This window comes from Streptomyces sp. NPDC015220, assembly GCF_043079345.1.
Classification (GTDB): Bacteria; Actinomycetota; Actinomycetes; order Streptomycetales; family Streptomycetaceae; genus Streptomyces.
The window spans coordinates 19,151-41,720 of record NZ_JBIBUK010000021.1 but is presented as its reverse complement, the minus strand read 5'-3'; the positions used below and the strand labels follow the sequence as shown (position 1 = coordinate 41,720).

The following is a 22,570-nucleotide window of genomic DNA, read 5'->3' as shown; positions in this document are numbered from 1 at the left end:
CCCGCGGGGGGAGGGAGGCCCGGCCGCGCCCCGGGCCCGGGCCCGGGGCGCCGTCGCGCGGTCAGAAGCCGTGCCGGAAGCCGCCGTCCACCGGCAGCATGATTCCCGTCAGGTAGGAGGCCGCCGGGGACAGCAGGAAGGCGGCGGTGCGCCCGAACTCCTCCGGCGTCCCGTACCGGCGCAGCGGGATGCGGGACTCGTTCGCGGTCCGGGTCGCCTCCGGATCCGCCGAGAGTCCGTCCAGCTCGCGCACCCGGTCGGTGTCGATGCGCGCCGGAAGCAGCCCCACGACCCGGATGCCCCGCGGCCCCAGCTCGTCGGCGAGCGACTTGGCGAACCCGGCGAGTCCGGGCCGCAGCCCGTTGGAGATGGTCAGCCCGGGGATCGGCTCGTGCACCGAGCCGGACAGCACGAAGCCGATGACACCGCCGGACTCCAGTTCCGCCGCCGCGGCGCGAGCGACCCGCACCGCCCCCAGGAACACCGATTCGAACGCGGACTGCCACTGCTCGTCGGTGTTGTCGGCGACGAAGCCGGGCGGCGGGCCGCCGACGCTGACCAGGACGCCGTCGAAGCCCCCGAAGCGCTCCCGCGCGGCGGCGATCAGCCGTGTCGCGGCCCCGGGGTCCGCGTTGTCCACGCTCACCCCGAGGGCGTTCGGGCCCAGCTCGGCCGCCGCGTCGGCGACCCGCTTCTCGTCCCGCCCGGTGATGACCACCTTCGCCCCGTCGGCGACCAGTTCGCGCGCGGCGGCGTTGCCCAGCCCCCGCGTCGCCCCGGTGACGACGTACACCCGGTCCTTCAGTCCAAGATCCATGGCTCTATCCTGCCCGCTCCTGCCCGTACGGGGCGAGGGCGGTGTTCACCGGGCCGTTCTGGTCGAACGCCCCCGGCCGGCGGGACCCGTCCCTATACGGTCGCGGGCTCGGTCTCGGTCTCGGTTTCCTTCTCCCGCGCCTCGGCCCGCTCCCGGAGCTCACGGCGGGCCAGCACCAGCCAGCCGACCGGGACGCACGCCGCGAACAGCCACCACTGGACGGCGTACGGCAGGTTGATGTCACCGATGCCGATCCAGCTGCTGTCCTCCTTCGGCGACGGGACGAGTTGGGGACTGCCGCCCCCGGGCGCGGGGGAGACCAGTTCGACGTAGCCGCCGAGCACGGCCTTGGCGGAGGTGTCGCCCGAGTCGCGCAGCAGCGTGCCGACCTGTTCGCTGTTGATCAGCATGATCTGGCGGTCCGGCAGCCCCGCGACGTTCTTGATGCCGCTGGCGGCCGTCGTCTCGTCCTGCATCAGCCGGCCGGTGACCGTGACGGCGCCCTGGGCGGGGGCCGGGATCTTCGGGAAGGAGGTCTGCGAGGCGGGTGACGGGATCCAGCCCCGGTTGACGAGGAGGGTTCGGCCGTCGTCCAGCACGAACGGGGTCAGGACGTGGTACCCGACCTGGTCGTCGCTGTTCGTACGCCGACGCACCACCAGTTCGTGCGCCGGGTCGAAGCGGCCCTTCGCGGTCACCCGACGGTAGATGTCGTCGTGCGCGACCGATCCGCCGACCGAGGTGAGCGACTCGACGGGCACCGGCTTCGCCGCCAGCGACGCGTTGATCACCTGGTTCAGCTTCTGCCTGTGGTCGTGGCGGTGCAGCTGCCAGAAACCCAGCCAGATCATCGTCGGGATGAGCAGGAGAGCCACGAGGGTCAGGATCACCCACTGGCGGGTCAACAGGAAGCGGTACACCCCACGACGGTACATCTCCGGCCGTGGGGCGCTTTCGGCAGGGGTGTCCTCAGACACGGTCGACGATTCCGACCCTCCCCTCGGCGCGGGCGCAGTGCCCGCCGCAGTACCAGTGGCCCTCGACCTCGACGCCCTGGCCGATGATCTGCACACGACAGTGCTCGCAGATCGGGGCCATGCGGTGGATCGCGCAGGCGAAGCAGTCGAAGACGTGCACCGCGCCCTGGGCGTGCACCTCGAAGGTCATGCCGTAGTCATTGCCGCATACTTCACATCTCGCCATGGGCCACAGGGTGAGCCGTGGCCGCCGCGCGGGCGAGCGGGCGGCGGGCGAGTCGTCCGGCAATCACCCGTACGCGCGTCAGTCGCCGTCCGCCGGCTCCACGTCCCTGAGCAGTTGCCCGAACGCCGCCTCGTCCACCACCGGCGTGCCGTACTGCCGGGCCTTGGCCGCCTTCGAGGTGCCCGAGTCCGGATCGTTGGTCACCAGCAGGCTGGTCAGCCGGGACAGGCTGGTGGCGACATGCAGCCCGGCCTCGGTCGCACGGTCCTCCAGCAGTTCGCGTTCGACGGAGGTGTCACCGGAGAAGGCGACCCGCATACCCTGTTTGAGGCGTTTGCCGTCTTCGTAGCGTCCTGGGTTGGGATGGGGGCATGCGGGCCTCTTGCGGGACGGACGCCAACTGCTCGCGCGGTAGCCGCCCGACTGCTGCCGGGGCACGGGCCGGTCGGACCACTCCGTCAGCGGCCGGCACTCCAGCAGCGGCAGCCGGACGCCGCCCGCCGCCGCGGCCAGCAGGCTCGGGCGGAACGCCTCCGCCAGCACCCGCGCGTCGTCCAGCGCGTGGTGCGCCCGCCGCTGTACGACGCCGAAGTGCGCCGCCAGCGACTCCAGCTTGTGGTTGGGCAGCGGCAGGCCCAGCTCCTTGGAGAGCGCGATGGTGCACAGCCGCTGCCGCACCGGCGCCTCGCGCCGGGCGCGCGCGTACTCCCGGGCGATCATCTGCCAGTCGAACACGGCGTTGTGCGCGACGAGCACCCGGTCCGCCAGCCGGGCCGCGAACTCCTCGGCGACGTCCGCGAAGAGCGGCGCGCCCGCCAGCAGTTCGTTCGTCAGCCCGTGGATCCATACCGGCCCCGGGTCCCGCTCGGGGTTGACCAGCGTGTACCAGTGGTCCTCGACCTCGCCGCGCGCGTCCAGCCGGTAGACCGCCGCGGAGATGATGCGGTCGTCCCGGGCCAGGCCGGTGGTCTCCACGTCAACGACCGCGTATCCCCGCGGATACGCGGCCGGCCACGGTGTGGGGGAGGAGGCCCCTGCGATCGTGCGGTCTTCGAGCATGGTCCATGAGGATACGGGGCAGGACCGACAACCCGGTCCCTCAGGTGCTCACCGTGCCGCCCGCGCACGCCGGCGTGCACCGCCCAACGCTTCGCAACCCGGTCCGCCGCTTCGCGGACCGGGTTGGTGCGCCTGCCCATAAATCGGGCGAAACGCACCGGAGTTCATGCCGTGGCCAACGCGAGCGGGCCGAGAGCGGCCTGACCGGCCATCGGCCGCCCCACGACCGCCCGTCGACGGTGTCCGGCCGTCTCCTCGCCGTCCGGTCCGCCGCCCGCCCGCGCGGGTGCCGGCCCGTGCGCACGCTCCTGCGCACGGGCGCGGGCCGGCCGGTGGGGCCGGTGGCCGAACGTCCTCCGACGGCCCCCTGCGCCTGGGGTCGTCCCCACCGGAACCGTGCGATCCTCCGTGCTGTGACCGAACCAACGCATGACGAGGCGCACGGCGCCGCGCTCGGCGCCCGCCTGAACTGGCTGCGGGCCGCCGTCCTCGGCGCCAACGACGGCATCGTCTCCACCGCCGGACTCGTCGTCGGAGTGGCCGGCGCGACGGACTCCCGCTCGGCCCTGCTGACCGCCGGGCTGGCCGGCCTGCTGGCCGGGTCGATGTCGATGGCGGCGGGCGAGTACGTGTCGGTGTCGACCCAGCGGGACTCGGAGATGGCCGCGCTCGCCCAGGAGAAGCAGGAACTGCGCGAGCAACCGGAGGCCGAGCTGCGGGAGCTGACCGAGCTGCTCGAGGAGCGCGGACTCTCCCGCGAGGTGGCCCGGGAGGCGGCGGAGCAGCTCACCGAGCGGGACGCGCTGCGGGCCCACGCGAGAGTGGAGCTCGGCATCGACCCCGACGAGCTGACCAACCCCTGGCACGCGGCCTGCGCGAGCTTCCTGGCGTTCACGGTCGGCGCGCTGCTCCCCCTGCTGGCGATCGTGCTGCCCCCCGCCGGGTGGCGGCTGACGGTCACGGTGCTCTCCGTCCTGGCCGCCCTCGTCCTCACCGGTTTCAGCAGCGCCCGACTGGGGGCGGCGAAGCCCGGCCCGGCGGTGGTGCGGAACGTGGCCGGTGGAGCGCTGGCCATGGCCGTGACCTACGCGGCGGGCGCTCTGCTGGGCGCGGCGGGCGTCTGACGCCGGCGCCGCTCGTCCCCCGGCCGCGGGTGTCCGGCGCCGCTCGTCCCCCGGCCGCGGGTGTCCGGCGCCGCCCACCCCCGTCGGCCGCGGGTGGCTGACGCCGCTCGCCCCGGCGGGCCGCGGGTGTCCGGGTGAGCGGCGGACCGGCCGTCAGGTCCAGCGGATCGGCAGCGGCAGCGCCGTCAGCAGTCCCGACACCGCCACCACCAGGCCCAGCACGGCGACCTCGGCGCGTGCGGGGACGCGGGCGGACAGCGGGTCGGGGGCCCGGCTGAGCCGGAACCGCGCCCACAGGGCGAGCAGGGCGACGCCGGCCACCAGGACCGCCTTGGCGAGCAGCGCGCGGCCGTACGCCGTCGCCGTCAGCTGGTGCGGCACCGTGCCCGCCGGCATCCGGCGCAGCGCGCTGCACACGCCCGTCGCGGTGATCCCGGCGAACGCCACCGCGGCCATGCGCGCGTAGCCGCCCAGCAGCGCGGCGCCCGCCTCGGCGCCGCGCCACCGCCGCAGCGTGCGCAGGGTGTGCAGCAGCCCACCCGCCCACAATGCCCCGCAGCCCAGGTGCACGAGGGTCAGGACCGAGCCGACCAGTGGATCGTTCTCGGTGCCCGGGTGCGCGCGCAGGGCCTCGGCCACGATCACCGCGGCGAGCGGCCAGGCCAGGGCCGACGGGCGGCGCGAGAGCGCGCACAGGGCCGCCATCAGGAAGGCGTCGACCTCCAGCAGGGCCAGGGCGCCGTCCCTGGTCCGGTAGAGACCGCCCACGTCGATCTCCGCCAGACCGTGCGGCACCAAGTTGCCGGTGGCCACCACCGAGGCGAGGCCCAGGGCGGCGAGGAACCCGGCGGCCGCCGCGAACAGGGACCAGCTGCGCGGTGGATCGGCGGGGGCGCCCGGGACACGGTCGGACAGCCGGTTCACGAACAACTCGCCGACCAGAACGCAGACGGCCGCGAACAGCACCGCCCGCAGCAGGGCTGTGCCGCCCACGCCGGGAGCGGCGGCCTCCCCGGTGCCGTGCAGGGCCGCGGCCGGGCCGAACAGCGGGACCAGCGCGGTGAGCGCCACCAGGACGAGGAGCGCCACCGCCCGTGCCGTCGCGGCGCGCCGCCCCGTCCTGCCGCCGTCGGCCGCCTGGGTGGACGGTCGTATCAGCGTCACCTGAAGATCTTCGCCGGACGCCGCAAACCGGGCAAGTGGGCGAAGCCGACCGGGGGAGGGCATTCCGCCCGGCGCGAGCTCACCGCCGTCCGCGGTCTGTCGTCAGCCGGCGCCGGATCACCGACCGCCACACTCCCGGCCGACCGTGCTCAGGCCCAGCCGGCCGTGTCCGTCCCCCACGGCCGGGGCGGCCGTGACCAGTCGGCGGGGCCGCCCGCGAAGGTGACCGGCGACCGCGCGTACCGCAGCCGCCCGACCCCGCTGTCCGTCTCGGCGAGCCAGGGCACCGGACCTTCGTACGGGGCGCCCGGCACGACACCGGCGGCCGCGGCGTCCCCGGCCGAGCCGGTCAGCCAGGTCGCCGTGCGCGCCAGCGCCAGCCGTACCGCCCGGCTGCCGCCCTGGTACGACTGCTCGGTCAGCGCCCGCAGCACCGCCGCCGCCAGCAGGTATCCGGTGCCGTGGTCCAGTGCCTGGGCGGGCAGCGCACCCGGACGCCGGACCGATCCCTCGACCGCGGCGATGCCGGTGGCCACCTGGACGAGGCTGTCGAAGCCCCGTCGTCCGCCCCACGGGCCGTCGTCGCCCCACGCCGACACCTGCGCCACGACCAGTCCCGGGCGGCGCCCGGCCAGCGCCTCGGGGGAGAGCCCGAACCGGTCCAGCGCGCCCGGCCGGTACCCGGTCACGACGACGTCCGCCGTGGCCAGCAGTTCCTTCAAGACGGCCCGGTCGGTCGCGAGGTCCAGCGTCGCCGAGCGTTTCCCGAAGCCGGTGTCCGCGTGGCTGTCGGCCAGTTCGGGCAGTCCGGGCGCGTCCAGGCGCAGCACGTCCGCGCCGAGCAGGGCGAGCGTGCGGGTGGCGACGGGACCGGCGAGGACCCGGGTCAGGTCCAGCACGCGCAGTCCGGCGGCGGGCAGCAGGGGAGCGTGTCCGAGGGGCGGGAGCACGCGTGCGGGCGCCTCGTCCAGTCGTGCGCGCTCGACCAGCGGACGGGCGGCCACCGCCGCGCCCTGCTCGTGCGCCGCCCACTGCGCGGGAGTGCGCAGCGCCACGGCGAGACCGCCGGCCGCGTACACGGACTCCTCGACGTCGAGGGCCCGCCGCTCGGCGAGCGCGGACTCGACGGCGGCGGCCCCGCCCCGGTTCCCGGGCAGCCCCAGTGCGCGCAGCAGCCGCTCACGGTGGTGCGGGTAGTTCGCGTGCGTGCGCACCCAGCCGTCCGACGTCCGCCAGAACCCCGACAGCGGCGCGAAGGCGACGGGCGCCCGCCCGTCGATCAGGAGGTGCCGTTCGCCGGCGAACGCCGTGGCCACCGCTCCGTCGTCCACACGCACCCGCGGCACCTCGCCGAGCCCGGCTCGACGGGCTGTCAGCTCGGCGGCGGCCAGCGCACAGGCGCCCACGCAGGCGCGTGCGAGGGCCCGCACGGGAAGGCGCGCCCCGAGCGCCCCCTCCCGCTCCACGACCGAGACCTGCGGAAGGACGGCGGGATCGCCACCCAGCGCGGACCAAGCGAACCTGATGTCAGTCATGACTGCACTATGCAGTATTGATTCAATCAATATATGGCGGTGCTCCGACGGGCGGGCCGCCCGCCGTAGCACGACGCCCCGCTCCCCCGGCTCGGCTCGGCGGGGGCGGACCCGGTGCTCGGGCCCGCCCCCGCCCCGGCGGCGAGCGGCCCGCCCACCCCCGACGGGGGTGTCCGCTACCGCCGAGGCGCGTCCGCACGCCCGCCCACTGACCGTGCGGAGGCCCCCCGGCGGGTGTCGGGAGCGTGGTCACCAAGTGCGGCGCGCGCCGGTCACTTCACCGCGCGCAGCGCGTCGACGACGCCGAAGCCGTAGAAGCCGTTGACGCGTCCGCCGCCCACGCAGGTGGCGTCCACCACCCCGTCGCCGTCCCCGTCGTACGGCCCCGCCGGGCAGCCCGGGTTCTTCGCCTGGGCCTTGAGCAGCGCCTGGAGCTGGGCCGGGGTCGCGTGCGGGTGGGCGGACTTCAGCAGCGCGGCCACGGCGGCGACGTGCGGCGTGGCCATGGACGTGCCCTGGAGGAAGCCGTACTGGTTGTTCGGCAGCGTGGACAGGATGCGGCCGTTCTTCGACGGCGTGTCCGGGATCTGGTACTTGTCGCCGCCCGGCGCCGCGACGTCGACCACGCCCGCGCCGTAACTGGAGTAGTACGCCTTGGCGCCCTTGACGCCCACCGAGGAGACGGTGACCACGCCCGGCAACTGGGTGGGCACGTCGAAGCACTTGTGCGGGTCGACCGTCCGGTTCACCGGGGTCGAGTCGTCCGGGCTGGCGTCGTCGAGGAGGGCGTCGGAGTCGAGGTCGTTGTTCGCGTTGCCGGCCGCGGCCACATTGAGCGTGCCCTTGCTCCGCGCGTAGAGCTGGGCGCGGTTCACGGCGTCGACGATGGCCTTCTGGTCCGGGTCGTCGAGGCAGTTGTACTGCCACGGGTCCACGTAGTAGCTGTTGTTGGTGATCTCCACACCGTGGTCGGCGGCGAACACGAAGGCGCAGACGACGCTCTCGGGGTAGAACAGCTGGCTCGAGTCCGGCTGGGCGACCGTGATGCCGGCCACCTTCACACCGGGCGCCACGCCCGCGACACCGACGCCGTTGCGGGCCGCGGCTATCTCGCCCGCCACATGGGTGCCGTGGTAGTGGTCGGCGTCCGCCGGCCGCCAGGAGCCGTAGGTGGTGTCGGCCTTGCCGCTGACGCAGTTCGCGGACTGGGCGGGGGAGAAGTTGGCGGCGAGGTCGGGGTGGGTGTCGTCGACGCCGGTGTCGATGACCGCGACCGTGACGTTCCGGCTGCCGGGGTTGATCCGCGAGGCCTGGTCGGCGCCGATCGCCCGCAGGTCCCACTGGTCCGCCTCCAGGGGCTCGGCGGCACCCGCCTTCGCCCCCTCGGACTTCCCGGAGGCCTGCTCGATCCTGGCGGCCTCGGCCTTGGAGAGGTACTGGACCGCGCCCTCCTCGGTCGTCCCGGCCGCGCTCAGCGGCGCGGTCCGCGTGGCGCCGGCCGACTGGACGCCGCGCACCGCGCGGATCTCCTCGCCGAAGTCCGGGTCGGCGGAGTGGACGACGATGACACCGATCCGGTCGTACGTCACGACGACCGTGCCGCCGGCCGCGGCGATGGCCCGCTGCACGGCCGCGATCGTGTGGTGTTCGGTTCTGGTGTTGACGACGTACGCGAGGGTCGGCGCGTCCGCGGTCTGCGCGGCGGACGTCGCTCGCGGTGCCGCCGAGGCCGCCGCCGGGAGGAAGCCGAGCGAGGCGGTCAGGGACAGCGCGACCGGTACGGCCAGGGCGAGTCGACGTCTCGAACGCAGATGAGCCATGGGGTCTCCACATCATCCGGGAACAGAACCAGCGCCCGAGCAGTCCGTACTGCTCGGGCGGGTACATGACGGGTGAGAACAGGCCGAAGCTATCCCGCCGCCCCACCGGCCAGCAATGACCGGGCGATGACTCGTCCAGGCCACTTGCGAAAGAACTCATAGGACTTGAACCGCTCCTCGCGTGGCGCCGTGGACCTTGGGCAGGGAGGCCGAGGACCATCGGGCCCCCGTCGCATCCGCATCCGCAACACGAGGAGACAGCCGTGGCCACCGAGACACCGCCACCCTCCAGGACCCAGGGCGCACGCCCCACGACAGAGGAGTTCGTCGCGGTGCGGGAGAGCGCGGAGTTCGGTGAACTGCGCCGCTCCCACCGCTCCTTCGCCTTCCCGCTGACCATCGCCTTCATCGCCTGGTACCTGCTGTACGTCCTGCTCTCCAACTACGCGGGCGACTTCATGGGCACCAAGCTGTTCGGCAACGTCAACGTCGCCCTCGTCCTGGGCCTCGCCCAGTTCCTCACCACGTTCCTCATCGCCTGGTGGTACGCGCGGCACGCCGCCACCAGGCTCGACCCCAGGGCCCAGGCCATCAAGTCCCGGATGGAGGGCGGAGAATGACCCCCGCAACGCACCCCGCGGCACACACCCTGCTGGCCGCCGGCGCCGCGAGCGAGCACCGGACGCTGATCATCACCCTGTTCTCGGTCTTCGTCGTCGCGACCCTCGTCATCACCGTCTGGGCCGGCCGGCAGACCAAGGACGCCGCCGACTTCTACGCCGGCGGACGGCAGTTCACCGGATTCCAGAACGGCCTCGCCGTCTCCGGCGACTACATGTCCGCCGCGTCCTTCCTCGGCATCGCCGGCGCCATCGCCCTGTTCGGTTACGACGGCTTCCTGTACTCCATCGGCTTCCTCGTCGCCTGGCTGGTCGCCCTGCTCCTGGTCGCCGAACCGCTGCGCAACTCCGGCCGCTACACCATGGGCGACGTCCTGGCGTACCGCATGCGCCAGCGCCCCGTGCGCACCGCGGCCGGCACCTCCACGATCGTCGTGTCGATCTTCTACCTGCTGGCCCAGATGGCGGGCGCGGGCGTCCTGGTCTCGCTGCTCCTCGGCATCACCAGCGACGCCGGCAAGATCGGCATCGTCGCCCTGGTCGGCGTACTGATGATCGTGTACGTCACCATCGGCGGCATGAAGGGCACCACCTGGGTGCAGATGGTCAAGGCCGTGCTGCTGATGGCGGGTGCCGTCCTGCTGACCTTCCTGGTGCTGCTGAAGTTCGACTTCGACATCTCCGACCTGCTCGGCAAGGCCGCCGACAACAGCGGCAAGGGCTCCGCCTTCCTTGAGCCCGGCCTCAAGTACGGCGCCACCGGCACCACCAAGCTGGACTTCCTCTCGCTGGGCATCGCCCTGGTGCTGGGCACCGCCGGACTGCCGCACATCCTGATCCGCTTCTACACCGTCCCGACCGCCAAGGCCGCCCGCAAGTCCGTGCTCTGGGCGATCGGCCTGATCGGCGTCTTCTACCTGATGACGCTCGCCCTCGGCTTCGGCGCCGCCGCGCTCATCAAGCCGGACGAGATCATCGCCTCCAACAAGGCCGGCAACACGGCCGCGCCGCTGCTCGCCCTCCACCTCGGCGGGGTCGACTCCAACTGGGGCGCCGTCCTGCTCGCCAGCATCTCCGCGGTCGCCTTCGCCACCATCCTCGCCGTCGTCGCCGGCCTGACCCTGGCCTCGTCGTCCTCCTTCGCCCACGACATCTACGCCAACGTCATCAAGAAGGGCACCGCCACCGAGAAGCAGGAACTCGGCGCGGCCCGCTGGGCGACCGTCGGCGTCGGCGCCGTCTCCATCGTGCTCGGCGCGCTCGCCCGCGACCTGAACGTGGCCGGCCTGGTGGCCCTCGCCTTCGCGGTCGCCGCCTCCGCCAACCTGCCCACCATCCTCTACAGCCTGTTCTGGAAGCGGTTCACCACCTCCGGCGCCCTGTGGTCCATCTACGGCGGCCTGGTCACCGCGGTCGGGCTGGTGCTGTTCTCGCCGGTCGTCTCCGGCAAGCCGACGTCGATGTTCCCGGACGTCGACTTCCACTGGTTCCCGCTGGAGAACCCGGGCCTCATCTCCATCCCGGTCGGCTTCCTGCTGGGCGTCGTCGGCACCCTGCTGTCCAAGGAGGAACCGGACACCGCCAAGTACGCGGAACTGGAGGTCCGGTCCCTCACGGGAACCGGCGCGCACTGAGGGCTCCGCACCGCCGGCCGGGTCACCGGGATCGTAGATCCCTACGACCCGGCCGTGCCCCACTCCGTCGGATCGGGCACTCCGCCCGTCGCCGTGCCGTCGCGTACGCTCGCAGGAGACGTCAAGAGACGGTCCGCGACGAGGGAGGGGGCCCACGTGCTCATCGACACCTACGGCCGGGTGGCCACCGACCTGAGGGTCTCACTGACCGACCGGTGCAACCTGCGCTGCACGTACTGCATGCCCGAGGAGGGCCTGCAGTGGCTGGCCAAGCCCGACCTGCTCACGGACGACGAGATCGTCCGCCTCGTCGGCATCGCGGTCACCTCCCTGGGAGTCACGGAGGTCCGCTTCACCGGCGGCGAACCGCTGCTGCGCCCCGGACTGGCCGGCATCGTGGAACGGGTCGCGGGCCTTCAGCCCCGCCCCCAGACCTCCCTCACCACCAACGGCATCGGCCTGGAGCGGACCGCGGCGGCGCTGAAGGCGGCCGGCCTTGACCGGGTCAACGTCTCCCTGGACACCCTGCGCCCGGACGTCTTCAAGGCCCTCACCCGCCGGGACCGTCACCACGACGTCCTGAAGGGACTCCGGGCCGCCCGCGACGCCGGCCTGACCCCGGTCAAGGTCAACACGGTCCTGATGCCGGGCCTGAACGCCGACGAGGCCCCCGACCTGCTGGCCTGGGCGATGGAGCACGACTACGAGCTGCGCTTCATCGAGCAGATGCCCCTCGACGCCCAGCACGGCTGGAAGCGCGAGGGCATGGTCACCGCGGGCGACATCCTGGCCTCCCTGCGCACCCGCTTCCACCTGACCCCCGAGGGCGCCGGCGAACGCGGCTCCGCCCCCGCCGAACGCTGGACCGTCGACGGCGGCCCGCACCGCGTGGGCGTCATCGCCTCGGTCACCCGCCCCTTCTGCGCGGCCTGCGACCGCACCCGCCTCACCGCCGACGGCCAGGTCCGTACCTGCCTGTTCGCCACCGAGGAGACCGACCTGCGGGCCGCCTTGCGCTCCGGGGCGCCGGACGAGGAGATCGCCCGCATCTGGCGGCTGGCGATGTGGGGCAAGAAGGCGGGCGCCGGCCTCGACGACCCCTCCTTCGTCCAGCCCGACCGCCCCATGTCGGCGATCGGCGGCTAGGGTCCGCACGGACAGGCCGGAACAAGGGCCTGGCCGGGCGGGCGCGGTCCGAACGGCGGGGTCCGGCTAGGCCCCGTCCCGGGCGGCCTCGGACGCTTCCCACTCCGTCAGCAGGACCACGTCCTTGAGGAAGCCGCGCACCCCCAGGAACTGCGACAGGTGCTCCCGGTGCTCCTCGCACGCCAGCCACGTCTTACGGCGCTCCGGCGTATGGATCTTCGGGTTGTTCCAGGCCAGCACCCACACGGCGGCGGCACGGCAGCCCTTGGCGGAACAGATCGGAGTCTCGTCAGTCACAGGTTCGTCCCACAGCCACGGCACAACAAGGCGACGCCGAGCAGCCACGGGGGGAGCTGCCCGGCGTCGGTCTGTCGCTCCGACGGGGGATGCGGAGCGCGTACGAAGTATGTCACGGGTGACCCGCCGCCCGGCACCGGAACAACATGATTGATCTGAGCATTTCCTGAGCTTCGGGCGGAGTGTCCTGCACGGCCCGCTCACCCCCGTTTCAGGTCCGCCCGGCGGTTCTCGTCACGCACGGTCACGACCGGTCAGGCGCCCTTGTGCGGCTCGCGTGCCGCCGCACCCGCCGCCGGGTCGGCCGCCGCGTCCTCCGGAACGGATTCCGCGGAGCCGTCCTCCGCCGTCCGCGGCGAAGTGATCATCGGCTTCGTGGGCATGGCGACGAACGTCGACGGCAGGCTCGGGGCGTTCTCCCGCCCCGCGTTGGCGATCACCACGGCGACGTACGGCAGCACCGCGCCGAGCACCAGCGCCACGATCGCCACGTACCGTTCCACGTTCCACAGCGCCACCGCGAGGAGCACCGACGCCGTACGGATCGACATCGAGATGACGTACCGGCGCTGACGGCCGCGCACGTCCTCCTGGAGGCCCGTCCGGGCTCCGGTGATCCGGAACACCTGGGCGCCGCCCCCACCATGCTGCTTCCGCATCGCATTCCACCATTCGTCCGCATCGGACAGCTCCCCGGCCCGTACCCGGTCGCCGACCGGGCCGGGACACCGCGCCCGCACAACCTCGCCCCCCACGTTACGCCGCGCCCGCACCGCCTACGAGGCCGGGGCGCGGCCCGCCTGCCCGAACGCCCCGCGTACCGTCGCCCCGGGCACCCGGCGCAGCGCCGTCTACGCGCCCCGCGCACCACCGCTCCCGCGTCCGGCGTACCCGCGCCTACGCGCCCCGCGCCTGCCACGTACGGCGCCGCCCGGCATGCGACGCACGGTCGGCCGGTCGACACTGACGGTGACGGTCACGTCGAACCGGACGAGGAGGCGGCCATGGGCTGGCTGTGGGCGATCATCGTGGGCTTCATCCTGGGGCTGATCGCCAAGGCGGTGATCCCCGGCAAGCAGCACAGTCCGCTCTGGCTGACCACCATCTTCGGCATCCTGGGGGGAATCGTCGGCAACGCGGTCGCCCGCGGGTTCGGCGTCGCGCAGACCCGGGGCATCGACTGGACCCGGCACATCTTCCAGATCATCGCCGCCATCATCATCGTCGCGATCGGCGACATGGTGTACATGGGGCTGTGGGGCAGCAGGCGGCAGCGCAGATAGCGCGCCCACGACGAAGGGCGGCACCCGCGCTCACGGGGCCGCCCCTCACCGTACGCCTGAGGGCTCAGCCGCCCGTGACCTCGACCGCCGCCAGGTTCCTCTTGCCCCGGCGCAGCACCAGCCAGCGGCCGTGCAGCAGATCCTCCCGGGCGGGGACCGCGTCCTCGGCGGCGACCTTGACGTTGTTCACGTAGGCGCCGCCCTCCTTGACCGTGCGCCGCGCGGCCGACTTGCTGGCCACCAGACCCACCTCGGCGAACAGGTCCACGACCTGGCCCAGCTCGGCGACCCGGACGTGCGGCACCTCGGTCAGGGCGGCCGCCAGCGTCCGCTCGTCCAGCTCCGCCAGCTCGCCCTGGCCGAAGAGCGCCTTGGACGCGGCGATCACGGCGGCGGTCTGGTCGGCGCCGTGCACCAGCGTCGTCAGCTCCTCCGCCAGCGCGCGCTGCGCCGCCCGGGCCTGCGGACGCTCCTCGGTCTGCCGCTCCAGCTCCTCCAGCTCCTCACGGGACCTGAAGGAGAGGATCCGCATGTACTTGGAGATGTCCCGGTCGTCCACGTTCAGCCAGAACTGGTAGAACGCGTACGGCGTCGTCATCTCCGCGTCGAGCCAGACGGCGCCGCCCTCGGTCTTGCCGAACTTGGTGCCGTCCGCCTTCGTCATCAGCGGCGTGGCCAGCGCGTGCACCTCGGCGTCCGGCTCCAGCCGGTGGATCAGGTCCAGCCCGGCCGTGAGGTTGCCCCACTGGTCGCTGCCGCCCTGCTGGAGCGTGCAGCCGTGCCGCCGGTAGAGCTGGAGGAAGTCCATGCCCTGGAGGATCTGGTAGCTGAACTCGGTGTAGCTGATGCCCTGGTCGGACTCGAGCCGCCGGGCCACCGAGTCCTTCGTCAGCATCTTGTTGACGCGGAAGTGCTTGCCGATGTCCCGCAGGAACTCGATCGCCGACAGGCCCTCGGTCCAGTCCAGGTTGTTCACCATGACCGCGGCGTTCTCGCCCTCGAAGGACAGGAACGGCTCGATCTGGTGACGCAGCTTCTCCACCCAGCCGGCCACCGTCTCCGGGGCGTTCAGCGTGCGCTCGGCGGTCGGACGCGGATCACCGATCAGCCCCGTCGCGCCGCCGACCAGCGCCAGCGGCCGGTGACCGGCCTGCTGGAGCCGGCGAACGGTGAGCACCTGCACCAGGTGCCCCACGTGCAGTGACGGCGCGGTCGGGTCGAAGCCGCAATAGAACGTGACGGGACCGTCCGCGAGCGCCTTGCGCAAGGCGTCCTCGTCGGTGGACAGGGCGAACAGCCCCCGCCACTTCAGCTCGTCGACGATGTCCGTCACGGTTCTCGCGTCTCCTAGGTGATGCTCATGGTCGTCGGGCGGTCGGGTGACAGCCGACTACGAGGTTATACGCCCTGGCTGACAGAGCTCATATTGAAATCGGGGACCCGCAGCGACGGCATCGCGGCCCGGGTGAACCAGTCGCTCCACTCGCGCGGCAGGGTCTTCTCGGTGCGCCCGGCCTCCGTCGCCCGGCCCAGCAGGTCCACCGGCGACTCGTTGAACCGGAAGTTGTTCACCTCACCGGTCACCTCGCCGTTCTCCACCAGGTACACCCCGTCCCGGGTCAGCCCGGTCAGGAGCAGCGTCGCCGGGTCCACCTCGCGGATGTACCACAGGGAGGTCAGCAGCAGCCCGAGCTCGGTGTCCGCGACCATCTCCGCCAGGGAGCGGTCGTCGCCGCCGTCCAGGATCAGGTTCCCGGCGGTCGGGGCGACGGGCAGCCCGGTCAGGGCCGCGGTGTGCCGGGTGGTCAGCAGGTGCCTGAGCTCGCCGCCGGCGATCCACTCGGTCGGCCGGACGGGCAGTCCGTTGTCGAACACCGACTGGTCGGCGCCGGAGGAGTGCGCGACCACGAACGGGGCCGACTCCAGACCGGGCTCGTCGGGGTCGCTGCGCAGGGTCAGCGGCAGCCCGGTCAGCTTGGCGCCGACCCGGGTGCCGCCGCCCGGCCTGGAGAACACCGTGCGCCCCTCGGCCGCGTCCCGGCCCGAGGCCGACCACATCTGGTAGATGAGCAGGTCCGCCACGGCGGTCGGCGGCAGCAGCGTCTCGTACCGTCCCGCCGGCAGCTCGACCCGCCGCTCGGCCCAGCCGAGCCGTACGGCCAGCTCCGCGTCGAGCGCCGCCGGGTCCACGTCCGTGAAGTCCCGCGTGGACCGCCCGGCCCACGCCGAACGCGTGCGGTCGGGGGACTTGGCGTTCAGCTCCAGCGTGCCGTTGGGCTGGTCGTGGCGCAGCCGCAGGCCCGTGGACGTCCCCAGGTAGGTGGAGACCAGCTCGTGGTTGGCGAAGCCGTACAGCTCGCGGCCGCCGGCCCGCGCACGGGCGAAGGACTCGCCGAGCGCCGGAGCGAAGTCGGCGAACACCGCCGAGGAGGTCTCGGCGGGCGCGTCGGTGAAGCCGGGAGACTCGGGCACGCCCGTGACCAGCGGCTGCGCGTCCTCGGCGGGACCGGCGCCGCGGGCGGCCGCCTCGGCGGCCCGCACCAGCGGCTCCAGCTCGTCCGCGGTCACCGCCGACCTCGACACCACTCCCGAGGCGGTGCCCTCCCGGCCGTCCACGGTCGCGATCACGGTGAGCGTGCGCCCGCGCGTGACACCGTTCGTGGTGAGCGCGTTGCCCGCCCAGCGCAGGTTCGCGGTCGACTCCTCGTCCGCGATCACGACGCAGCCGTCGGCCCGGGACAGTTCGAGGGCGCGTTCGACGATCTCGTGCGGCTTGCTGGTACGCGGGCTCATCGACCGGCCTCCTGGGTGGTGTTCAAGATGTTGACGCCCTTGAAGAGGGCCGAGGGACAGCCGTGGGAGACGGCCGCGATCTGGCCCGGCTGGGCCTTCCCGCAGTTGAAGGCGCCGCCGAGGACGTACGTCTGCGGGCCGCCGACGGCCGCCATGGAGCCCCAGAAGTCGGTCGTGGTCGCCTGGTAGGCGACGTCCCGGAGCTGCCCCGCCAGCCGCCCGTTCTCGATCCGGAAGAACCGCTGCCCGGTGAACTGGAAGTTGTAGCGCTGCATGTCGATGGACCAGGACCGGTCCCCGACGACGTAGATGCCCCGTTCGACGCCCCCGATCAGGTCCTCGGTGGACATCCCGGCCGGGTCCGGCCGCAACGACACGTTGGCCATGCGCTGCACGGGCACATGGCCGGCGGAGTCGGCGAAGGCGCACCCGTTGGACCGCTCGAAGCCGGTGAGCCGCGCGATCCGGCGGTCGAGCTGGTACCCGACCAGCGTGCCGTCCCTCACCAGGTCCCAGGACTGCGCCTCGACACCCTCGTCGTCGTAGCCGACGGTCGCCAGGCCGTGCTCGGCGGTGCGGTCGCCGGTGACGTTCATCAGCTCCGAGCCGTAGCGCAGCTTGCCGAGCTGGTCGAAGGTGGCGAAGGAGGTGCCGGCGTAGGCCGCCTCGTACCCGAGCGCCCGGTCCAGCTCGGTGGCGTGCCCGATGGACTCGTGGATGGTCAGCCACAGGTTGGAGGGGTCCACGACCAGGTCGTACACGCCCGGGTCGACGCTGGGCGCGCGCATCTTCTCGGCGAGCAGCGCGGGGATCTGTTCGAGCTCGCCGTCCCAGTCCCAGCCGGTCCCGGTCAGGTACTCCCAGCCGCGTCCCGCCGGCGGGGCGAGCGTGCGCATGGAGTCGAACTCCCCGCTCGACTCGTCCACCGCCACCGCCGTGAGCTGCGGATGCAGCCGCACCCGCTGCTGGGTGGTCACGGTTCCGGCGGTGTCCGCGTAGAACTTGTTCTCGTGCACGGTGAGCAGCGAGGCGTCCACATGGCTGACGCCGTCGGCCGCCAGCAGCCGCGCGCTCCACTCGGCGAGCAGCCCGGCCTTCTCCTCGTCCGCGACGGAGAACGGGTCGATCTCGTACGACGACACCCACGTCCTGTCGGCGTGCACGGGCTCCGCGGCCAGCTCGACCCTCTCGTCCGACCCGGCCGCCGCGATCACCTGCGCGGACAGTTTCGCCATCGCCACCGCCTGCGCGGCCACCCGCGCGGCCGCGTCCATCGTCAGATCGACCCCGGAGGCGAACCCCCAGGTGCCGCCGTGCACCACCCGCACCGCGTACCCGAGGTCGGTGGTGTCCGACGACCCGGCCGGCCGGGCGTCCCGCAGCCGCCAGGACGCGTTGCGCACGCGCTCCAGACGGAAGTCCGCGTGCTCGGCCCCCAGCGCCCGCGCGCGGGCCAGCGCGGCGTCGGCGAGGCTCCGTAGGGGGAGTGCCAGGAATGATTGATCGACTTCGTGGGGCACGGGCGGATCCTTCCGGCGCTTGCCTGTGGTGACCTTCCGAGGCAGTGAATCACGTCTCACCGCCCGCGATCACGGGAGAAGACGCCCACTATTCGCCCGGAGCGGATGGTGGTGCTGGCCCGAGCCGCCCACCGCGGAAGACGTCGCCCCGCTCGCCCGCCGCCCTGCGGGCACAGACCGGCGGGCGGGCACGGGAACGACTCCCGTGCCCGCCCGCCGGCGTTGCGTACGACGTGGACTCAGCCGTCCAGGGAGGCGGCGGCGAGTGCCGCGAACGCCGACCAGGCGGTCGGCGCGACGACGAGAGGACGGATGCGCTTGTCCTTGGAGTCGCGGACGTGGACGGCCCCGGGGCGCACGGCGACCTCGACGCAGTTGTCACCCTCGCCTCCGCTGTAGCTGCTCTTGAACCAGCGCAGCTGATCAGTGGTGCTCATAGCGCTCCTCGCATCTGTTCCAGGAGGTTCACCGTAGCCCGGCAATTCAGGGCTTGGGAACGCAGCTTGCCATAGCGCTGATGGAGGACACTCACATCCTCGGGCGCGGAGATCAGGCTGCTCGATCGCTGGCTTCGGTGTAGCCGAGCCACTGATGAGCGGTTGTCTCCGCGAGGTACATCTGACCGTCGATGCCGCAGTGGTTCTCCTGGACGGTGGCCATGAGCTGAACGCGGTCGGGTCCGAGCCGCCCACTGCGCGAGACGTCGCCCTGCTCGCCCGCCGACCTGCGGGCACAGACCGGCGGGCGGGCACGGGAACGACTCCCGTGCCCGCCCGCCGGCGTTGCGTACGACGTGGACTCAGCCGTCCAGGGAGGCGGCGGCGAGTGCCGCGAACGCCGACCAGGCGGTCGGCGTGACGACGAGAGGACGGATGCGCTTGTCCTTGGAGTCGCGGACGTGGACGGCCCCGGGGCGCACGGCGACCTCGACGCAGTTGTCGTTCTCGCTGCCGCTGTAGCTGCTCTTGAACCAGCTCAGCTCGTGGGCGGTGGTCATAGCGCTCCTCGCATCTGTTCCAGCAGCGTCACGGTAGCCCGACAGTCCAGGGCTTGGGAACGCAGCTTGCCATAGCGCTGGAGCAGGACACTCACATCCTTGGGCGCGGAGATCAGACTGCTCGATCGCTGGCCTTCGGTGTAGCCGAGCCACTGATGAGCGGTTGTCTCCGCGAGGTACATCTGACCGTCGATGCCGCAGTGGTCCTCCTGGACGGTGGCCATGATCTGGATCTCGACATTGCGGCGCGTGCTCATCTCAAGGAGGCGGTCGATGACGTGCCTGGTGACATCGCGTCCTCCCATCCGCCGTGCTACGACGCTCTGTTCGATGACGAAGCTGAACGCGGTGCTCTGGTTGGCGGAGATGAGCTGTTGCCGTTCCAGCCGAGACGCGACCTCACGTTCGATCTGCTCCTCAGACGCAGGCGGCAGTCGCCGGTCGAAGATTGCCCGGATGTACGCCTCAGGTTGTAGCAGTCCTGGAATCGCTCGGCACTCGTAGGCGTACAGAGAGACCGCGTCCTCCTCGATCTCCGCCCATTGTCGAAACCAGGAAGCCAACACAGCCCTCCGCGTCAAACTCTTCGCCGCCGCCGTGAGGACCTTGACCGCGACCGGCCCGAGCACCTCCTCCGCCCGCGCGGGCAGGTCCGCCGGCGGGAACCGCTTCCCCTGCTCGATCTTGGCGACGTACGCGGCCGAGTACCGCACCCGCTGCGCGAACTCCTCCTGTGTCAGGCCGGATTCCTCGCGCAGGGCCTTGAGGACCGCGCCGAAGGTCTTGAGACTGTCGGAGAGCTCCGCCTCCGTACCGTTCGCGCCGCCGTTCCCGCCTCCGCCGTGCTCCGCCCTCATCGCCCCGTGCCTCCCGTGTCCGCGCTTTCACGCCTCGCTCAACCCCGCCCGGCCCGCCCAGGGTCACGGGGAGTTACCCACCCAGTCCAGAGTGTGCACCGATACAGTCACGCCTGTATGGGCGTCGTCCCTGTTGGGGGCCGGAAGGGCGCCGAAACGCTGGGCGCATGCCAGCACCACGCGCCCAAGAGGCCGTAACCGTAAGTGTGTTCGCCCAGCGCTTCTCCGCCACGCGTCGCGGCGCACGACTCGCCCGCAGACTCGCCACGCACCGGCTCGACCTGTGGCAGTTGCCGTACGGCAGCCCGGCCTCCGACACCGTCACCCTCGTCGTGGCCGAACTCTCCGCCAACGCGGTTCTCCACGGCCGCGTCCCGGGACGCGACTTCGAGCTGCGGCTCACCTACGACCGCACCGCGGGACTCGTCCGCGTCGAGGTGTCCGACACCCACCCCGGGCACCCGGAGATCCCCGGGCCGCCGGGCCGGTCCTCCGCTGACACCGACGGTGGGAGAGGTCTGCTCCTGGTGGAAGCCGTCGCCGACCGCTGGGGCGTGACCGGGCGCACGGGGCCGGGCAAGACCGTGTGGGCGGAGTGCGCGGTCCGGGTCCCGGACGACCCGTGTCCCGTTCGGCCGTAGTGGACGCCAGGTTCAAGGCTGGACCGCAGCGGGGCGACCTGTACCAGATGACCGCCTACTGCGTACGCCTCGGTCTCGCCGGGGGGCATCCCGTCCACGCCGGGCGCCTGCGCACGCTGGACGCGATCCATGTGGCCGGCGCCCTGGCACTGCGGGACGATCTGACCGCGTTGGTGACGTACGCCCGCAGGATGCTTGAGACGGCTCGCGCCGAGGGCCCGCCCGCTCACGCACCCGGCATGGCGGACTGACCAAGGTGTTCCGACTGTAGGAACCCGACAGGAGCCGCGATGCGCCACTGTCGAGGCCCGATCGCCCGCCGCGACGGCCGGACCGATAGGTTTTCGGTGAAGCCGCCTGTTCACCGTGGTGTCCGGGTGCGCTGTCGACCGTACAGACGCAATGAAAGGGTGATCCGTTGAGCCGCTCGGTTCTCGTCACCGGAGGCAACCGGGGCATCGGCCTCGCCATCGCCCGCGCGTTCGCCGACGCCGGCGACAAGGTCGCGATCACATACCGTTCGGGGGAGCCGCCGGCCGGCTTCCTCGCCGTCAAGTGCGACATCACCGACCCCGAGCAGGTGGAGCAGGCCTACAAGGAGATCGAGGCCCAGCACGGCCCGGTCGAGGTCCTGGTCGCCAACGCCGGCGTCACCAGGGACCAGCTCCTGATGCGCATGTCCGAGGAGGACTTCACCTCGGTCATCGACACCAACCTCACCGGCACCTTCCGGGTCGTCAAGCGCGCCAACCGCGCCATGCTGCGCGCCAAGAAGGGCCGCGTCGTCCTGATCTCGTCCGTCGTCGGCCTGCTCGGTTCCGCGGGACAGGCGAACTACGCCGCCTCCAAGGCCGGTCTCGTCGGCTTCGCGCGCTCCCTCGCCCGCGAGCTGGGCTCGCGCAACATCACCTTCAACGTCGTCGCCCCCGGCTTCGTCGACACCGACATGACCCGGGCGCTCAGCGACGAGCAGCGCCAGGGCATCGTGTCGCAGGTGCCGCTCGGCCGGTACGCGCAGCCGGAGGAGATCGCCGCCGCGGTGCGGTTCCTCGCCTCGGACGACGCCTCGTACATCACTGGAGCCGTCATTCCCGTTGACGGCGGACTGGGAATGGGTCACTGATCACCATGAGCGGAATTCTCGAGGGCAAGCGCGTCCTGATCACCGGTGTGCTGATGGAGTCCTCCATCGCCTTCCACACCGCCAAGCTGGCCCAGGAGCAGGGCGCCGAGATCATCCTCACCGCCTTTCCGCGGCCCACGCTGACCGAGCGCATCGCCAAGAAGCTTCCCAAGCCCACCAAGGTCATCGAGCTCGACGTCACCAACGACGAGCACCTCGGGCGCCTGGCCGACGTCGTCGGCGAGGAGCTCGGCGGCCTCGACGGCATCGTGCACTCCATCGGCTTCGCCCCGCAGGACGCGCTCGGCGGCAACTTCCTCAACACGCCCTTCGAGTCCGTCGCCACCGCCATGCACGTCTCCGCCTTCTCCCTGAAGTCGCTGACCATGGCCTGCCTGCCGCTGATGCAGAACGGCGGCTCGGTCGTCGGCCTCACCTTCGACGCCTCCTTCGCCTGGCCGCAGTACGACTGGATGGGCCCGGCCAAGGCCGCCCTGGAGGCCACCAGCCGCTACCTCGCCCGTGACCTGGGCAAGCAGAACATCCGCTGCAACCTCATCTCCGCCGGCCCGATCGGCTCCATGGCCGCCAAGTCCATCCCGGGCTTCGGCGAGCTGGCCTCCGTCTGGGACACCCGCGCCCCGCTGGAGTGGGACCTGAAGGACCCCGAGCCGGCCGGCCGCGGTGTCGTGGCGCTGCTGAGCGACTGGTTCCCGAAGACCACCGGCGAGATCGTGCACGTCGACGGCGGTCTGCACGCCATCGGCGCGTGAGCGCCACCGCCTGACCCGCCTGACACCGCAGGGCCCGCCTCCCGGGAGAACGCCGGGGAGGCGGGCCCTGCGCGCGTCGCGCCGCCCGGCCCCGCGTCCTCGCCACCACCCGATCGGCGCAGCCGGCCGGGCGGGCGGCCCGGGGCCCGCGCACCCTGTTCCGT

Annotated in this window: 24 protein-coding genes; 9 read left to right on the top strand and 15 right to left on the bottom strand. The window is 72.4% G+C overall.

Annotated elements, in window-relative coordinates; genetic code table 11:
• Positions 1-61 precede the first annotated feature (61 nt).
• The 4 genes from ACF061_RS30515 to ACF061_RS30500 form a co-directional block, all read right to left on the bottom strand.
• Complete coding sequence (locus tag ACF061_RS30515; protein ID WP_392270236.1) at positions 62-817, bottom strand: SDR family oxidoreductase; 756 nt, start codon at positions 815-817, stop codon at positions 62-64.
• A gap of 92 nt (positions 818-909) precedes the next feature.
• Complete coding sequence (locus ACF061_RS30510; RefSeq protein ID WP_392270235.1) at positions 910-1,737, bottom strand: SURF1 family protein; 828 nt, start codon at positions 1,735-1,737, stop codon at positions 910-912.
• Between the two features lie 49 nt (positions 1,738-1,786).
• Positions 1,787-2,020 carry a hypothetical protein gene (locus tag ACF061_RS30505; protein ID WP_392270234.1) on the bottom strand — a complete coding sequence of 78 codons (234 nt, stop codon included), beginning with the start codon at positions 2,018-2,020 and terminating at the stop codon, positions 1,787-1,789.
• A 78-nt stretch (positions 2,021-2,098) separates the two neighbouring features.
• Entirely contained in the window at positions 2,099-3,079 is a 981-nt protein-coding gene (locus tag ACF061_RS30500; RefSeq protein ID WP_392270233.1) for a DEDDh family exonuclease, read from the bottom strand.
• 413 nt (positions 3,080-3,492) lie between these two features.
• On the opposite strand from ACF061_RS30500, the gene ACF061_RS30495 reads away from it, so the two are divergent.
• Positions 3,493-4,203 (top strand): VIT family protein, encoded by a 711-nt coding sequence (locus ACF061_RS30495; protein ID WP_392270232.1) that lies wholly within the window; start codon positions 3,493-3,495, stop codon positions 4,201-4,203.
• Positions 4,204-4,356: 153 nt separating this feature from the next.
• On the opposite strand, the gene ACF061_RS30490 is transcribed toward ACF061_RS30495, so the two are convergent.
• The 3 genes from ACF061_RS30490 to ACF061_RS30480 form a co-directional block, all read right to left on the bottom strand.
• Positions 4,357-5,367 (bottom strand): CopD family protein, encoded by a 1,011-nt coding sequence (locus tag ACF061_RS30490; protein ID WP_392270231.1) that lies wholly within the window; start codon positions 5,365-5,367, stop codon positions 4,357-4,359.
• 149 nt (positions 5,368-5,516) lie between these two features.
• A complete protein-coding gene (locus ACF061_RS30485; RefSeq protein WP_392270230.1) occupies positions 5,517-6,902 on the bottom strand; it encodes a CoA transferase in 1,386 nt (461 codons plus the stop codon).
• A gap of 272 nt (positions 6,903-7,174) precedes the next feature.
• Complete coding sequence (locus tag ACF061_RS30480) at positions 7,175-8,722, bottom strand: S8 family serine peptidase (protein WP_392270229.1); 1,548 nt, start codon at positions 8,720-8,722, stop codon at positions 7,175-7,177.
• A gap of 263 nt (positions 8,723-8,985) precedes the next feature.
• On the opposite strand from ACF061_RS30480, the gene ACF061_RS30475 reads away from it, so the two are divergent.
• From ACF061_RS30475 to moaA, 3 genes are all read left to right on the top strand, one after another.
• Complete coding sequence (locus ACF061_RS30475; protein ID WP_392270228.1) at positions 8,986-9,342, top strand: DUF485 domain-containing protein; 357 nt, start codon at positions 8,986-8,988, stop codon at positions 9,340-9,342.
• Positions 9,339-10,976, top strand: a complete 1,638-nt coding sequence (locus ACF061_RS30470) for a cation acetate symporter (protein ID WP_392270227.1) — start codon at positions 9,339-9,341, stop codon at positions 10,974-10,976. Before ACF061_RS30475 ends, ACF061_RS30470 begins: the two co-directional genes overlap by 4 nt.
• 156 nt (positions 10,977-11,132) lie before the next feature.
• The gene (gene moaA, locus ACF061_RS30465) at positions 11,133-12,122 is read left to right on the top strand and encodes a GTP 3',8-cyclase MoaA (RefSeq protein ID WP_392270226.1); all 990 of its coding nucleotides are present in this window, start codon (positions 11,133-11,135) and stop codon (positions 12,120-12,122) included.
• A gap of 66 nt (positions 12,123-12,188) precedes the next feature.
• Here moaA and ACF061_RS30460 read toward each other — a convergent pair whose 3' ends face one another.
• On the bottom strand, positions 12,189-12,419 hold the full coding sequence (locus ACF061_RS30460; RefSeq protein ID WP_392270225.1) for a hypothetical protein: 231 nt from the start codon (positions 12,417-12,419) through the stop codon (positions 12,189-12,191).
• Between the two features lie 254 nt (positions 12,420-12,673).
• Positions 12,674-13,078, bottom strand: a complete 405-nt coding sequence (locus tag ACF061_RS30455; protein WP_392270224.1) for a DUF3099 domain-containing protein — start codon at positions 13,076-13,078, stop codon at positions 12,674-12,676.
• A 345-nt stretch (positions 13,079-13,423) separates the two neighbouring features.
• Between ACF061_RS30455 and ACF061_RS30450 the strand changes: the two genes are divergently transcribed.
• Positions 13,424-13,702, top strand: coding sequence for a GlsB/YeaQ/YmgE family stress response membrane protein (locus ACF061_RS30450; RefSeq protein ID WP_392270223.1), 279 nt, complete (start codon positions 13,424-13,426; stop codon positions 13,700-13,702).
• 64 nt (positions 13,703-13,766) lie between these two features.
• Here the strand turns inward: ACF061_RS30450 and tyrS are convergent, their stop codons facing one another.
• From tyrS to ACF061_RS30420, 6 genes are all read right to left on the bottom strand, one after another.
• Complete coding sequence (gene tyrS, locus ACF061_RS30445; protein ID WP_392270222.1) at positions 13,767-15,035, bottom strand: tyrosine--tRNA ligase; 1,269 nt, start codon at positions 15,033-15,035, stop codon at positions 13,767-13,769.
• A 65-nt stretch (positions 15,036-15,100) separates the two neighbouring features.
• A complete protein-coding gene (locus tag ACF061_RS30440; RefSeq protein ID WP_392270221.1) occupies positions 15,101-16,495 on the bottom strand; it encodes a metallopeptidase TldD-related protein in 1,395 nt (464 codons plus the stop codon).
• On the bottom strand, positions 16,492-18,015 hold the full coding sequence (locus ACF061_RS30435; RefSeq protein ID WP_392270220.1) for a TldD/PmbA family protein: 1,524 nt from the start codon (positions 18,013-18,015) through the stop codon (positions 16,492-16,494). The genes ACF061_RS30440 and ACF061_RS30435 overlap by 4 nt, the downstream gene beginning before the upstream one ends.
• A gap of 239 nt (positions 18,016-18,254) precedes the next feature.
• Positions 18,255-18,452, bottom strand: a complete 198-nt coding sequence (locus ACF061_RS30430) for a DUF397 domain-containing protein (RefSeq protein ID WP_392270219.1) — start codon at positions 18,450-18,452, stop codon at positions 18,255-18,257.
• 362 nt (positions 18,453-18,814) lie between these two features.
• A complete protein-coding gene (locus ACF061_RS30425) occupies positions 18,815-19,012 on the bottom strand; it encodes a DUF397 domain-containing protein (RefSeq protein WP_392270218.1) in 198 nt (65 codons plus the stop codon).
• The gene (locus ACF061_RS30420) at positions 19,009-19,869 is read right to left on the bottom strand and encodes a helix-turn-helix domain-containing protein (RefSeq protein WP_392270217.1); all 861 of its coding nucleotides are present in this window, start codon (positions 19,867-19,869) and stop codon (positions 19,009-19,011) included. The genes ACF061_RS30425 and ACF061_RS30420 overlap by 4 nt, the downstream gene beginning before the upstream one ends.
• 167 nt (positions 19,870-20,036) lie before the next feature.
• Between ACF061_RS30420 and ACF061_RS30415 the strand changes: the two genes are divergently transcribed.
• The 4 genes from ACF061_RS30415 to fabI all read left to right on the top strand — a co-directional run bounded on the left by ACF061_RS30415 (position 20,037) and on the right by fabI (position 22,406).
• The gene (locus tag ACF061_RS30415; RefSeq protein ID WP_392270216.1) at positions 20,037-20,510 is read left to right on the top strand and encodes an ATP-binding protein; all 474 of its coding nucleotides are present in this window, start codon (positions 20,037-20,039) and stop codon (positions 20,508-20,510) included.
• On the top strand, positions 20,510-20,761 hold the full coding sequence (locus ACF061_RS30410) for a hypothetical protein (RefSeq protein WP_392270215.1): 252 nt from the start codon (positions 20,510-20,512) through the stop codon (positions 20,759-20,761). Before ACF061_RS30415 ends, ACF061_RS30410 begins: the two co-directional genes overlap by 1 nt.
• 167 nt (positions 20,762-20,928) lie before the next feature.
• A complete protein-coding gene (fabG, locus tag ACF061_RS30405; protein ID WP_392270214.1) occupies positions 20,929-21,633 on the top strand; it encodes a 3-oxoacyl-[acyl-carrier-protein] reductase in 705 nt (234 codons plus the stop codon).
• Between the two features lie 5 nt (positions 21,634-21,638).
• Positions 21,639-22,406 (top strand): enoyl-ACP reductase FabI, encoded by a 768-nt coding sequence (gene fabI, locus ACF061_RS30400; protein ID WP_392270213.1) that lies wholly within the window; start codon positions 21,639-21,641, stop codon positions 22,404-22,406.
• Positions 22,407-22,570: the final 164 nt, after the last annotated feature.

What these genes read in the sequence shown, in the direction of transcription:
- ACF061_RS30515 (WP_392270236.1), bottom strand. Translation starts at nt 817, where the DNA reads ATGGATCTTGGACTGAAGGACCGGGTGTACGTCGTCACCGGGGCGACG.
- ACF061_RS30505 (WP_392270234.1), bottom strand. Translation starts at nt 2,020, where the DNA reads ATGGCGAGATGTGAAGTATGCGGCAATGACTACGGCATGACCTTCGAG.
- ACF061_RS30500 (WP_392270233.1), bottom strand. Translation starts at nt 3,079, where the DNA reads ATGCTCGAAGACCGCACGATCGCAGGGGCCTCCTCCCCCACACCGTGG.
- ACF061_RS30485 (WP_392270230.1), bottom strand. Translation starts at nt 6,902, where the DNA reads ATGACTGACATCAGGTTCGCTTGGTCCGCGCTGGGTGGCGATCCCGCC.
- ACF061_RS30480 (WP_392270229.1), bottom strand. Translation starts at nt 8,722, where the DNA reads ATGGCTCATCTGCGTTCGAGACGTCGACTCGCCCTGGCCGTACCGGTC.
- ACF061_RS30470 (WP_392270227.1), top strand. Translation starts at nt 9,339, where the DNA reads ATGACCCCCGCAACGCACCCCGCGGCACACACCCTGCTGGCCGCCGGC.
- ACF061_RS30455 (WP_392270224.1), bottom strand. Translation starts at nt 13,078, where the DNA reads ATGCGGAAGCAGCATGGTGGGGGCGGCGCCCAGGTGTTCCGGATCACC.
- ACF061_RS30450 (WP_392270223.1), top strand. Translation starts at nt 13,424, where the DNA reads ATGGGCTGGCTGTGGGCGATCATCGTGGGCTTCATCCTGGGGCTGATC.
- ACF061_RS30440 (WP_392270221.1), bottom strand. Translation starts at nt 16,495, where the DNA reads ATGAGCCCGCGTACCAGCAAGCCGCACGAGATCGTCGAACGCGCCCTC.
- ACF061_RS30430 (WP_392270219.1), bottom strand. Translation starts at nt 18,452, where the DNA reads ATGAGCACCACTGATCAGCTGCGCTGGTTCAAGAGCAGCTACAGCGGA.
- ACF061_RS30425 (WP_392270218.1), bottom strand. Translation starts at nt 19,012, where the DNA reads ATGACCACCGCCCACGAGCTGAGCTGGTTCAAGAGCAGCTACAGCGGC.
- ACF061_RS30420 (WP_392270217.1), bottom strand. Translation starts at nt 19,869, where the DNA reads ATGAGGGCGGAGCACGGCGGAGGCGGGAACGGCGGCGCGAACGGTACG.
- ACF061_RS30415 (WP_392270216.1), top strand. Translation starts at nt 20,037, where the DNA reads ATGCCAGCACCACGCGCCCAAGAGGCCGTAACCGTAAGTGTGTTCGCC.
- fabI (WP_392270213.1), top strand. Translation starts at nt 21,639, where the DNA reads ATGAGCGGAATTCTCGAGGGCAAGCGCGTCCTGATCACCGGTGTGCTG.